The following is a 12,994-nucleotide window of genomic DNA, read 5'->3' on the forward strand; positions in this document are numbered from 1 at the left end:
ACTCTTTTCACGAACGACTGACGACGAGACCCCATGGCCAATCCCAGCGCTAGCTCCTATAACGCAGACGCCATCGAAGTCCTCTCGGGCCTCGACCCGGTGCGCAAGCGCCCGGGCATGTACACCGACACCAGTCGGCCCAATCACCTGGCCCAGGAAGTCATCGACAACAGTGTCGACGAAGCCCTGGCGGGCCATGCGCGGTCCATTCAGGTCATCCTGCACGCCGATCACTCTCTGGAAGTGTCCGACGATGGCCGTGGCATGCCCGTGGACATCCACCCCGAGGAAGGCGTCAGCGGCGTCGAACTGATCCTCACCAAGCTGCACGCGGGCGGCAAGTTTTCCAACAAGAACTACCAGTTTTCCGGCGGCCTGCACGGGGTCGGCATCTCGGTGGTCAACGCCCTGTCCCATCAGGTGCGGGTCAGGGTCAAGCGCGACGGCAACGAGTACCAGATGACCTTCGCCGATGGCTTCAAGGCCACCGATCTGGAAGTCATCGGCACCGTCGGCAAGCGCAACACTGGCACCAGCGTGTACTTCGCACCGGACCCGAAATACTTCGATTCGCCGAAGTTTTCCGTCAGCCGCCTCAAGCATGTGCTCAAGGCCAAGGCGGTGTTGTGTCCCGGCCTGCTGGTCAGCTTCGAAGACAAGGGCAGCGGCGAGAAGGTCGAATGGCATTACGAAGACGGTCTGCGTTCGTACCTGATCGACGCGGTCACCGAATTCGCTCGCCTGCCCGACGAGCCGTTCTGCGGCAGCCTGGCGGGCAACAAGGAAGCCGTGGACTGGGCGCTGCTGTGGTTGCCCGAAGGTGGCGACAGCGTCCAGGAAAGCTACGTCAACCTGATTCCCACGGCCCAGGGCGGTACCCACGTCAACGGGCTGCGCCAGGGTCTGCTGGATGCGATGCGCGAGTTCTGCGAGTTCCGCAACCTGCTGCCGCGCGGCTTGAAGCTGGCGCCGGAAGATATCTGGGAACGCATCGCCTTCGTGCTCTCGATGAAGATGCAGGATGCGCAGTTCTCCGGCCAGACCAAGGAGCGGCTGTCCTCGCGCGAAGCGGCCGCGTTCGTCTCCGGCGTGGTCAAGGACGCCTTCAGCCTGTGGCTCAACGCCCATCCCGAATTGGGCATGCAGTTGGCCGAACTGGCGATCAGCAACGCCGGGCGCCGCCTCAAGGCGAGCAAGAAGGTCGAGCGCAAGCGCATCACCCAGGGCCCCGCATTGCCCGGCAAGCTGGCTGACTGCGCCGGGCAGGACCCGGCCCGCTCCGAACTGTTCCTGGTCGAAGGCGACTCGGCAGGCGGCTCGGCCAAACAGGCGCGAGACAAGGAATTCCAGGCGATCCTGCCGTTGCGCGGCAAGATCCTCAACACCTGGGAAGTGGATGGCAGCGAAGTCCTCGCCAGCCAGGAGGTCCACAACATTGCCGTGGCCATCGGCGTCGATCCCGGTGCCGCCGATATCAGCCAGCTGCGCTACGGCAAGGTGTGCATTCTGGCCGACGCCGACTCCGACGGCCTGCACATCGCGACCCTTCTGTGCGCGCTGTTCGTCCAGCACTTCCGCCCCCTGGTAGACGCCGGTCACGTCTATGTCGCCATGCCGCCGCTGTACCGCATCGACCTGGGCAAGGAGATCTTCTACGCCCTGGACGAGGCCGAGCGCGACGGCATCCTCGACCGCCTGGTCGCCGAAAAGAAACGCGGCAAGCCGCAGGTCACGCGCTTCAAGGGACTGGGCGAAATGAACCCGCCGCAGCTGCGCGAAACCACCATGGACCCCAACACCCGCCGCCTGGTGCAACTGACCCTGGACGACTTCGCCGGCACCACCGAAATCATGGACATGCTGCTGGCCAAGAAACGTGCGGGCGACCGCAAGGCGTGGCTCGAGTCCAAGGGCAATCTGGCCGAGGTGCTGGCTTGATCGCAGCGCTGCTGACAGCCCTGTTCGCCCTGGCCCTGCCGACGCTGGCCATGGCGTCGGTGCAATCACCCGTGCCCGAGCTGACCCTGGTCGGCGAGCACGCGGTGGACGGCATGCCCAGCGGGAATCTGTCCGGGCTGGCGCTGTGCCGCAAGGCGTTGTGGGCCGTCTCGGACCGCGAGGACGGCACGGTCTATCGACTCGACACCTCGACCCGCGACTGGCAGGCCACGGCCGTAACCTTCAAGGCACCACCGGTACCGCCCAGCGGCCTGCCTGTTCGTCTGCGCATGAGCAGCTGGGCGGCGGCCTTCGTGCGCGGCGGCGACCTGGATTTCGAAGGCATCAGCTGCGATGCCCGAGGCAACCAATACCTGGTCAGCGAAGCTCACGTCGCGGTGCTGCAGATTCCCGTGTCCGGCGAGCCGAAATGGTTGCCCCTGGACCCGACCCTGGTCAGTCAGGCACGTGCCAGCAACCTGCTGTTGCATTTCAATGCCCTGTTCGAAGGGCTGACCGTCAACTCGGCCGGCGACCGCTTGTGGCTGGCGGCCGAACGTCAGCAGCGCGGCCTGTTGGCCGTTCGCAAGCGGCCGTTGAGCTGGAGTTGTGAGGGGCGTTGCGTATTGCTTGCCGAAGGCGGTGCGGAAACCCTGCCGGTGCAGATTCCCCGGGCCCGGCACATGCCACGCGACTTCGCCGATCTGGCCTGGTTCGATGGCAAGCTGTTCACGCTGGAACGCAATGCCTACCGCATCTGTCGTCGCGATGCGGACACCGCTGCCGTCGAGCGTTGCTGGTCGTTCGCCGCCGAGGCGCTGTTGCCGGCTCGCCGCTATGATGCTCCCTACGGTCTGACCGAAGCGCTGAGCGTCGATGCCGAGGGGGCGTGGGTGGGCACCGACAACAACCAATGGGCCCGCGCCGATGGCGAGCGTCGCCCGGTGGTCTGGCGTTTCGCGGCCCCCGCCGGCGGCTGGAGCGCGGCGCCATGAGCCAGGCCGCACCGGGCAGACGCACTGGCAAGGTGTTGATGCTGCTGGCCTGGGCCGCAGCGTTGTACCTGGCCACGCAGTTCTTCGGTGACTGGGAACAGCGTCGCGAAAATCCCAATGCCGTGCCGGTCTCCCAGCACGGCGATGGCTACGTGGAAGTGCAACTGGCCGGCAATGGCCAGGGGCACTTCGTCAGCGGTGGCTTCATCAATGGGCAGCCGGTGCAATTCATGCTCGACACCGGCGCCACCGATGTGGCCATGCCCGAAGCCGTGGCGCGCAAGCTTGAATTGGCACGCGGGGCGCCGGTACTGCTCACCACCGCCAACGGCAAGACCCAAGGCTACCGTACCGAGATCGCCAGCCTGCAGCTGGGCGACATCCGCCTGAGCAATGTCCGCGCTCTGGTAGTGCCGGGCTTCGACGGCGACCAGGTGCTGCTGGGCATGAGCGCCCTGAAACAACTTGAATTCACTCAGCGCGGTGGCAACTTGCTGCTGCGCCAGACCACGAAACGATGAGGCTTGCATGAGCGATTCCCTCGATCTCAGTCTTGACGGCGTAGAACGCCGTTCCCTGGCTGACTTCACCGAACAGGCCTACCTCAACTACTCCATGTACGTGATCATGGACCGCGCCCTGCCGCACATTGGCGATGGCCTCAAGCCGGTCCAGCGACGCATCGTCTATGCCATGAGCGAGTTGGGCCTGGACGCCGACGCCAAGCACAAGAAGTCCGCGCGCACCGTGGGCGACGTGCTCGGCAAGTTCCACCCCCATGGCGACTCGGCCTGCTACGAGGCCATGGTGTTGATGGCGCAGCCGTTCAGCTATCGCTACACGCTGGTCGATGGCCAGGGCAACTGGGGGGCGCCGGATGATCCGAAATCCTTTGCGGCCATGCGCTACACCGAGGCGCGCCTGTCGCGCTATTCCGAGGTGCTGCTCACCGAGTTGGGCCAGGGCACGGCGGACTGGGTGCCGAACTTCGACGGTACCCTCGACGAGCCGTCGGTACTGCCGGCGCGGCTGCCCAATATCCTGCTCAACGGCACCACCGGCATTGCCGTAGGCATGGCCACCGATGTTCCACCGCACAACCTGCGCGAAGTGGCCAGCGCCTGTGTGCGCCTGCTCGACGAGCCCAAGGCGACGATCGAGCAGCTCTGCGAACACATCCAGGGCCCCGACTACCCGACCGAAGCGGAAATCATCACCCCGCGCGCCGATCTGCTGAAAATCTACCAGACCGGACGCGGCTCGGTGCGCATGCGCGCGGTGTATCGCCTGGAAGACGGCGACGTCGTCGTCACCGCCTTGCCGCACCAAGTGTCCGGCGCCAAAGTGCTGGAACAGATCGCGGCGCAGATGCAGGCCAAGAAGCTGCCGATGGTGGCGGACCTGCGTGACGAATCCGACCACGAGCATCCGTGTCGCATCGTCATCATTCCACGCTCCAATCGCGTCGAAGTCGACGACTTGATGCAACATCTGTTCGCCACCACCGATCTGGAGTCGACCTACCGGGTCAACGTCAACATCATTGGCCTGGACGGACGCCCGCAGTTGAAGAACCTGCGCGCGTTGCTGGTCGAATGGCTGGAGTTTCGTGTCAATACGGTGCGCCGCCGCCTGCAGTTCCGCCTGGACAAGGTCGAACGTCGCCTGCACCTGTTGGACGGCTTGCTGATCGCCTTCCTCAATCTGGATGAAGTGATCCACATCATCCGCACCGAGGAGCATCCCAAGGCGCGCCTGATCGAGCGCTTTGCCCTCACCGACATCCAGGCCGACTACATTCTCGATACGCGCCTGCGTCAGCTCGCGCGCCTTGAGGAAATGAAGATCCGCGGCGAGCAGGAAGAACTGGCCAAGGAACGCGCCAAGCTGCAGGCGCTGCTGGGCAGCGAAAGCAAGCTGAAGAAGCTGGTGCGCGCCGAGCTGATCAAGGACGCCGAAACCTATGGCGACGCGCGTCGCTCGCCGATCGTTGCGCGCAGCGAAGCGCGCGCGCTGTCGGAAAACGAGCTGATGCCGACCGAGCCGGTGACGGTGGTGCTCTCCGAAAAAGGCTGGGTGCGTTGTGGCAAAGGTCACGACATCGACGCCACGGGCCTCTCCTATAAAGCCGGCGACGGCTACAAGACCGCGGCCATCGGGCGCTCGAACCAGTTCGCGGTATTCATCGACTCGACCGGGCGCAGCTACTCGGTGGCCGCGCACACCCTGCCTTCGGCCCGAGGCCAGGGCGAGCCGCTGACCGGCCGGCTGACGCCGCCCCCCGGCGCAAGCTTCGAGTGCGTGATGCTGCCCGACGACGACGCGTTGTATGTCATCGCGTCGGACGCCGGCTACGGCTTCGTGGTCAAGGGCGAAGACCTGCAGGCCAAGAACAAGGCTGGCAAGGCGCTGCTCAGCCTGCCCAAAGGGGCCAAGGTGATCAACCCGCGTGCCGTACCCGATCGCGAACGCAATTGGCTGGCTGCGGTGACCACCGAGGGGCGCCTGCTGGTATTCAAGATCAGCGACCTGCCGCAACTGGGCAAGGGCAAAGGCAACAAGATCATTGGCATTCCCGGCGATCGAGTGGCCAGCCGTGAAGAATTCGTCACTGACCTGGCGGTGGTTGCCGAAGGCTCGACCCTGGTCCTGCAGGCGGGTAAACGCACGCTGTCGCTCAAGCCCGATGACCTTGAGCACTATAAAGGCGAGCGCGGTCGGCGTGGCAACAAGCTGCCCCGCGGTTTCCAGCGAGTCGACGCCCTGGTCGTGGAAAACCTCTGATCGACGACCGCGCCCGGACGGCGGCAGTGCTGCCGTTCGACGTACAAGCACTGGAGTCGGGGCGCGGATTCACGGATGATAGGCCCTTTCGCGGCGCCGCCAAACGGCAGCGTCCAGACGACTCGGTCAAGTATTGCTGCGGTTGCCGTGTGGCAGCCGCCTGGATGAAATGATGAAACTGTTGCGCCTTCCCGTGATTTTATTGCTCAGCGGCGTGCTGGGACTGGCCGGATGCAGCACGCATCAACCAGTGGCCCTGTACCAGCTCGACAGCGGCAACCCCGGGCTGCCCAAGGAAAGCCGCGGCATGGCCGTGCTGCTGGGGCCAGTATCCGTGGCTGACTACCTGCAGCGCGAAACGCTGCTGCAGCGCCAGTCCGATGGTAGCCTGAGGGCGTCCACCGACGGTCGCTGGGCCGGCAGTCTTTCTGCAGACATCGACCAGTTGCTGTTGCGCCAGATGGCTTGGCGCCTGGACAGTCAGCGCGTAGTGCTGGCACCCACGCCAGCCAACTTCACGCCTGACGCCCAAGTACTTTTGTCGATCACCCGTCTCGATTCGGGCAGCCGCCAGCCGGCGATACTGGATGCCCAGTGGCGCGTCCTGGACCGCCGCGGGCAGGTACGCGACAACCGTATCGTCCACCTCGAGGAAAAGCATGACGGTGGTACTGCGGACCAGGTCCAGGCCCAGGGCGTTCTGCTTCAGCGCCTGGCCGCACAGTTGACGGCGGCGCTCAAGCCGCTGGCCAACCAGCCGGCGCTGGTCGAGGAGCGCAAATCGGCGCCGGCGCAGGTGCGCCGCGAGCAGGAAAAGTCGCGGATTCCCCTGGCTACCCCCATCCGTACCGATCTGGAAGTGTTCCGCTTCTAGAACGGCGTCCACAAAAAAGCCCGCATCGCGGGCTTTTTTGTGGGCAATCGCTCAACCGATCAGCTGATTCTTGCCAGTTGGCGTTCCAGCAGGGACGGGTAGGGCTCCAGCAGACGCTCCACGCAACAGGCGCCTTCAGGACTGGCGATCGAGCGAATGCGCGCGCGTTGACGGATCAGCGGGTCTTCGCCGATCTCGCGCACCACCAGCAACAGGTTGCGGCTGTGCTGCGATAGCGCCAGTGCATCCTGGGCCGATTCGGTCAGCAGCAGGTCGATGGAGTTCAAGCCATGAACGTCATCACTGAGCACCAGCCCCAACTGCAGTTGCAGGGTGATGCCGCTGTCGGCGACCTCGATCTGCAAGGCATGGCCCAGGGCGCGCAACAGTTCGCCGCAGCAGATCGCGTTGGTCAGGTAGTCATCGCCGCTGTGCTCGCTGTGAAACAGCATCAGCGTGCTGCCATCGTTGAGCATGTGCACTTCGCCCTCGTAGAGCGAGGCAGCCTGTTGCAGGCAGTCGTGGTAACGCTCCAGCAACTCGGCCAGGCGTGCCTTGGGCAGGCGACGCAGTTGTTCCTGCGCGCCCAGTTGCACGGCCAGCACAGCGCTGTCGGTGTGCACCCGGGCCACGGCCGTGGTCGGCTGCTTGATCACGGCCACCGGGGTTTCGCGCAGATCGGAGAACGGATCGTCGCCGAAGTCTTCTTCGTCTTCGTCCGCGTGAATCTGGCGCATGAGCGGTTTTACCGGCTTGGCTGCCACGGGAGGGAAGGGACCCGGCCTGGCGGTTGACGAGCGCACGGGTGGCGCCGCTTGCGGCTCGTCGTCTTCATCCGTGTCGTCGGGCTCGACCTCCGGCTCGCGCGGCTCGGGCGCCAATTGTGCGTGCAACTGCCGCGCCAGATCACCGATCTCGTCGGTGCGCTGAGTGGCCGGGGTGAACTCGTCTGGGTTGCGCAGCCAGACCCGCAGTTGCAGCAGCGGCGTCGAGATGTAGCGACCCAGCCGCAGGCTCAGCGCCAGTGCCAGCACCAACAGGATGCCCGCCAGCACACCCATGCTTTGCAGGCTGATGGTCAACGGCTGCTGGAACTGGTTCATGTCCAGGCTGATGCGCAGTTGCCCGGCCAGTGCATCCTGGAAGTTGATCTTGGTCTCGTACAGCCCCTGGCTTTGCCCCAGCAGGCCGCTCTTGGGGCGCTGGCCGGCTTCGGCGAGAATGCGGTTGTCCGGGCTGAAGATCGCCGCGTGGGCGACCAGCGGGTTCTTCACCAGGTTGTTGAGCAGCACGTTGAGGCTGAGGATGTCGTTGGACACCAGCAGCTCGGTGGCGGACGTGGCCGTCTGCGTGGTCAGGCTCTGCCCCACCGCGTCGGCCTGCTCGTGCATGGCCTGCTTGAACTGCAGACCCATGACGCAGGCGTAGATCACCAGGGCAGTGGCAACCAGCACGATGTTGGTGAACGCGATGCGCAAAGCCAGGGGCACTCGACGGTGGCGCACGGCTCGGAAGATCAGCAGGAAGAAGTTGTCGGTTTTGACTGGCGTAGGCCGGTTCACTGAGCGCGGCTCTTTGTCCGTGAAGTTGGCGCGCAGTATAACGAGCACCCTCCGAGCGGCAAAGCGCTGCCTGTGCCCGATGGTCACTGAAAGTGGTTAGAATGCGTTTTTTTTCATCAAACGGGGTGCCTCTTGCGCGAAATCGTCCTGCTCAACATCACCGCTCAGGAGCAGTCGGGCATCGCCGATGCCTTGCGCGCCGCTCTGGCCGCCGATACCACGTTCAGCGCCGCCCAGTCCGCCACGCCAGCTGAACATGTGGTCAGCGTGATGGGGCGCCAGGTCGGTTACCCCGCCTTGCAGCAGGTGGTCAGCCTGCTGAGCGAGCATGGCTTGGCGTTGGCGAGCATCGAACGCCTGTCTGCCGCAGTGGGCGGCAACGCTTGCTTCGAGCTGGGCCTGCTTGGCACGCTGGAGCAGCCTCTGCAATTGCGCGGGCAGGTGCTTGAACTGAGCGCTGCGCTGGGTCTGGACATCGTCCACCAGCCCGAGTCACCTCAGCGCCGACAGCCACGCCTGGCGGTGTTCGACATGGATTCGACCCTGATCGAGGCCGAGGTGATCGACGAACTGGCCAAGGCGGCCGGCATCGGCGAACGCGTCGCGGCGATCACCGAACAGGCCATGCGCGGCGAAATCGATTTTCGCGCCAGCTTCAAGGCGCGTCTGGCACTGCTCGACGGTCTCGACGTTGCGGTACTTGATGACATCGGTGCGCAGCTGCGTTTGAGCGAAGGTGCCGAGCGCCTGTTCGCCGAACTCAACCGCATGGGCGTGAAGACGGCCATTCTGTCCGGTGGCTTCACGTATTTCGCCAGGCAGTTGCAGGAGCGCCTGGGCATCACCCATGTGTTCGCCAACGAACTGCAGGTGGTCGACGGCAAATGCACGGGCGTGGCAGTCGAGCCGATCGTCGACGCCCAGCGCAAGGCTGACCTGCTGCAGCAGCTGGCCCGTGAACAGGGTGTGGAGTTGAGCGAGACCCTCGCCGTGGGCGATGGCGCCAACGACCTGGCCATGCTGGCGATTGCAGGTCTGGGCGTGGCGTTCCGTGCCAAGCCGCTGGTACGGCAGTCGGCGCGTCAGGCCATCAGCGTGCTGGGGCTGGACGCCGTGCTGTACCTGCTGGGCCGCCGCGACTGAACGCAGGCTGGTTCAGAGGTCTTTCCACAGCGAATCGAAGTCTTCTTCGGGTGCAGCATCGTCGGCACCGGCCGGCGCCGGTTTGGCCACTTCCAGCAGGTGGTATTCGAACTGGTTGAAGCTGCCGGTGCCGGTCATGCGCTGACCAAGGCCGGCCGGGCGTTCTTCACCTTGGGTGTTGATGATCACCTTGTTGCCTTCCTGGAACGGCATGCGCGGCGCCAGCAGGGAGGCGGGTATGTCGATGGCGCGGATCTCCGGCAGCAACAGGCCACGCAGGAACTGGCTGTTCTGCTCGCTGACGCGTACCAGTTGCAGACCGCATGGCTGCGCGTGCGGTGCCACCAGCTCGATGCCCATCTGCGTACCGCCACTGCGCACCTGACGGATCCAGCGCACCACCGCCACGCTCCAGCCCTGGGCCTGAGTGTCCTGAATACCGATCATTTCTCCGGCCTGCAGCTGCGGCGGGACTTCCCTTGGCCATGCCAGGCAGTAGCCGCCGGGGCTGTGGTTGACGATCTGCAGGGCGTAGGTAGGGAAGTGCTGGTCATTGTTGGACGCGCTGGCGGCGCCGCTGCCTTCGCCGCTTGGCAGGTCGTACTGGATTTCTTCGTAGTCGCCGTGCCGATCGGTTTCGGTCGGCCTGCTCCAGGACTGGGTGGCGGCGCCTGGCACGAACTGTGCGCTCTGGGAAAGGGCCGGGCGCTTGAGGATCTCGCTGAAGGAGCGTTCGCCGCCGATGTAGTAATGCAGCGCGCTCATACCGATGCACACCGTCAGGTTGCCCTGGCCAGGGGTGCGGGTGAAGGTACGTTCTGCCACATCGCCCCAGGCGGCCGCCACGTGTTGCAGCAGATCGATACTGAAGTTGCTGGGGATCAGGCGCGACTGCGCACGCTGCTCGACCGGCATTTCCAGATGCGCCTTGATGGCCTCGACCAGATCGGCCGGATCGAGCCCCACCAGCAGCGGCAACTGATCCTCTTCATACAGCGTCTTGTAGCGCGGCGGGCTGTCTTCGTCGGGCGCCATGGCGAACAGGCTCGAAGCCAGGGTGGCAGGCTGCACACGCACCAGCAGGCTCCATGCCTCGAGCACCTCGGCCAGGCGCAGGATCGCCTGCTGGCGCATCTGGTTGCAGCGTGAGCTGCCCAGCAACAAGGCGGCGGTGTAGCTTTGCTGCACGCTCAGGGTCGTGCCATGAGCGGCCAGCGGATCGTTGATCGGAACGTTCTGCAACTGATGCGCCAGAGCCGCCTGGTACAGCTGGTGCAATTCCAGCCAGACCCCGTCAGGCACCGGACAGTACAGCAGGCTGGCACGCATCACCGGCCCATTCAGACAGTGCAGGGCGCGCTGCGCAGCGGTGGCCAGGAGGGTGGCGCGATCCTTGGAGGCACGGTCTTTCGCGTAGGTGGCGCTAATGCGCAGCACGATCTGCTTGTAGCCGATGGCCAGATGGTTCTGCAGGGCCTGGCACAGGTTGGCGACCTTGCGCGAGCGCTCGTCGAGAACGATAGACTGGTTGAGGAAGTGTCGTTCCAGATGCTTGCAGACGAAATACACCTCGGGCCGCAGCAGCTCGAGCAGTTGCAGGCGGTTTTCGCTGGGCGTGAGCAGTTGGTTGAGTTCGCCCAGGCCCTGGTACAGCAACCGGGCGGTTTCCCCCAGATTGGCCTTGGGCAGCTTGGCAATCCAGCGCTTGAGGTCGCGCGGGGTCGCTTCGCAGAAGGTCAGGCTCAACTGCGATGGCGTCGGTGCGCGCAACAACAGATGGGGGCGTGGCGACATCGGTCGTTTCCTGGTTCAACTCAGGTCGTCGCTCGAGGGCTTGAACGACGAAAAAAGACAGGCCATTCATTTGGCCGTATGCAAGGACTCTAACAGCATTGGATAACGGTCGCAGCCCCGATGTCGCCGAGGCTGCGCCGTGCCGTCCGCGCGGCTCAGATCACCGGGGGAGGTGTCGCCGACGCGGCCGCGGTCGAACTGTGCGCAAGTCCCAGGCCCTGGCCCATGTTCACCGGTGACAGATTGGCCAGATGATGGGCCCATTGGACCTGTTCCGGGCCAAACAGCATGACCACGGTGGAGCCCAGCTTGAAGCGGCCCATCTCGGCACCTTTCTCCAGATGGATCGGCGCGCGAGCGGCTTCGTCGTAGCGAAAGGTCTTGAGTTCGCGCTTGGGTGGCGTCACCAGGCCCGCCCAGACGGTTTCTATCGAGGCGACGATCATCGCGCCCACCAGCACCATGGCCATCGGTCCGCGTTCGGTGTCGAAGATGCACACCACCCGTTCGTTGCGCGCGAACAGTTCAGGCACGTTCTCGGCGGTGGTCTGGTTGACCGAGAAGATGCGCCCCGGTACATAGATCATTTCACGCAGGGTGCCCGCCAATGGCATGTGCACCCGATGGTAGTCGCGGGGTGACAGGTAAATGGTGGCGAACTTGCCACCCATGAAGGGGGCGGCGTTGTCTGGATCGCCGCCCAGCAGTTCGAGCACGCTGAAGCTGTGGCCCTTGGCCTGGAAGATGCGACCGTGTTCGATGGTGCCCAGCTGGCTGATGGCGCCGTCGGCCGGCGAGAGGATCGCACCGGGGGTCGGGTCCAGTGGGCGCGCATCGGGCTTCAAGGCACGGGTGAAGAAGGCGTTGAAGTTTTCGTAGGCGCTCAGGTCCTCGACCTGGGCCAGCGACATGTCGACGTTGTAGCGTTCGGCGAACCAGCGGGTGAAGGCGTTCTTGAACCAGCGCGAGCGGCACTCGGCAACGCACCCGGCCAGGCGCGAGAGCAGGTGATGGGGCAGCAGGTACTGACTGATGATGAACAAGCGATCTTTCATTGAGTGTCCTTAAACTTCGATAGGGGTGTCGGGGTGGTTGCCCCATTCGCCCCAGGAACCGGCATAGCCCTTGACGCGCGGATAGCCCAGCGCCTTGGCCACGAGATAAGTGAAGCCAGAGCGGTGATGGGTCTGGCAGTGAGTGATGATTTCCTTGTCGGCGGTGATACCCAGGCCGTCGAGCATCTGCGCGGCATCGCTGTGGATGCGCAGCTGGCGCGCGGGATCCATGACCGCAGTCCACTCCAGGTTGACTGCGCCGGGAATGTGCCCCGCCTTGGCTGCCAGCACTTTTTCGCCCGAGTATTCCAGCGGGCCGCGGGCATCCCAGATGGCCAGGTCGCTGGCGTCCAGGCGGCTTTGCAGGTACTCGCGGGTGGCAGTGGGCTCGTCGTGCAGGGTCAGCGGCAGCGGGCCGCCGGCGCTGGCTGGCGTGTCCTGGCTCAGCGGCAGGCCGGCGGCCTCCCAGGCCAGAATGCCGCCATTGAGGTAGTGATAGCGCGAATGGCCGATCACGTCGAGTATCCAGATGAAGCGTCCGGCCCAGCCGCCGCCCTCGTCGTCGTAGACCACGTAGGTCGCCTGCGGGTTGTGACCCAGCTCGCCGAACAGCTGCTCCAGTGCCGCCAGCCCAGGCAGCAGCCCCGGTGCGGGTGGCTGACCCAATTGGGTACGCTTGGGATCGACGAAACGCGCCCCGCGGATGTGCCCGGACGCATAGCGTGCGGCGCTGGTCAGGTCGACCACGATCAGGTTGTCGGCATCGAGCCGGGTATCCAGCTCATCGGGCTCGATCACCAGGGGCAGGCCAGAGAAGTCAGGCATTCGGGTCTCCAGACGAAACGGAAC

10 protein-coding genes are annotated in these 12,994 nt (G+C 64.8%); 6 read left to right on the forward strand and 4 right to left on the reverse strand.

Annotation, left to right across the window (positions count from 1 at the left end; all coding sequences use genetic code 11):
* Positions 1-33 precede the first annotated feature (33 nt).
* The 5 genes from parE (at position 34) to IFT57_RS15675 (ending at position 6,591) form a co-directional block, all read left to right on the forward strand.
* Positions 34-1,938, forward strand: a complete 1,905-nt coding sequence (gene parE, locus IFT57_RS15655) for a DNA topoisomerase IV subunit B (RefSeq protein WP_192151981.1) — start codon at positions 34-36, stop codon at positions 1,936-1,938.
* A gap of 8 nt (positions 1,939-1,946) precedes the next feature.
* Positions 1,947-2,933 (forward strand): esterase-like activity of phytase family protein, encoded by a 987-nt coding sequence (locus tag IFT57_RS15660; RefSeq protein WP_192152071.1) that lies wholly within the window; start codon positions 1,947-1,949, stop codon positions 2,931-2,933.
* Positions 2,930-3,454 (forward strand): retropepsin-like aspartic protease family protein, encoded by a 525-nt coding sequence (locus tag IFT57_RS15665; RefSeq protein ID WP_122796541.1) that lies wholly within the window; start codon positions 2,930-2,932, stop codon positions 3,452-3,454. The genes IFT57_RS15660 and IFT57_RS15665 overlap by 4 nt, the downstream gene beginning before the upstream one ends.
* 7 nt (positions 3,455-3,461) lie before the next feature.
* Positions 3,462-5,717 carry a DNA topoisomerase IV subunit A gene (parC, locus tag IFT57_RS15670; RefSeq protein ID WP_122714596.1) on the forward strand — a complete coding sequence of 752 codons (2,256 nt, stop codon included), beginning with the start codon at positions 3,462-3,464 and terminating at the stop codon, positions 5,715-5,717.
* 169 nt (positions 5,718-5,886) lie between these two features.
* On the forward strand, positions 5,887-6,591 hold the full coding sequence (locus tag IFT57_RS15675) for a PqiC family protein (RefSeq protein ID WP_122714597.1): 705 nt from the start codon (positions 5,887-5,889) through the stop codon (positions 6,589-6,591).
* Between the two features lie 59 nt (positions 6,592-6,650).
* On the opposite strand, the gene IFT57_RS15680 is transcribed toward IFT57_RS15675, so the two are convergent.
* The gene (locus IFT57_RS15680; RefSeq protein WP_192151982.1) at positions 6,651-8,153 is read right to left on the reverse strand and encodes a histidine kinase; all 1,503 of its coding nucleotides are present in this window, start codon (positions 8,151-8,153) and stop codon (positions 6,651-6,653) included.
* A gap of 192 nt (positions 8,154-8,345) precedes the next feature.
* Between IFT57_RS15680 and serB the strand changes: the two genes are divergently transcribed.
* On the forward strand, positions 8,346-9,296 hold the full coding sequence (gene serB / locus IFT57_RS15685) for a phosphoserine phosphatase SerB (RefSeq protein ID WP_244657356.1): 951 nt from the start codon (positions 8,346-8,348) through the stop codon (positions 9,294-9,296).
* Positions 9,297-9,308: 12 nt separating this feature from the next.
* Here serB and IFT57_RS15690 read toward each other — a convergent pair whose 3' ends face one another.
* From IFT57_RS15690 to IFT57_RS15700, 3 genes are all read right to left on the reverse strand, one after another.
* On the reverse strand, positions 9,309-11,090 hold the full coding sequence (locus IFT57_RS15690; RefSeq protein WP_192151983.1) for a molecular chaperone: 1,782 nt from the start codon (positions 11,088-11,090) through the stop codon (positions 9,309-9,311).
* Between the two features lie 155 nt (positions 11,091-11,245).
* Complete coding sequence (asd, locus tag IFT57_RS15695; RefSeq protein ID WP_122796538.1) at positions 11,246-12,145, reverse strand: archaetidylserine decarboxylase; 900 nt, start codon at positions 12,143-12,145, stop codon at positions 11,246-11,248.
* A gap of 9 nt (positions 12,146-12,154) precedes the next feature.
* Positions 12,155-12,970: a rhodanese-like domain-containing protein gene (locus IFT57_RS15700; protein ID WP_192151984.1), complete on the reverse strand. Its 816-nt coding sequence runs from the start codon at positions 12,968-12,970 to the stop codon at positions 12,155-12,157.
* Positions 12,971-12,994 lie beyond the last annotated feature (24 nt).

It is taken from the genome of Pseudomonas sp. CFBP 13719 (genome assembly GCF_014842095.1).
Classification (GTDB): Bacteria; Pseudomonadota; Gammaproteobacteria; order Pseudomonadales; family Pseudomonadaceae; genus Aquipseudomonas.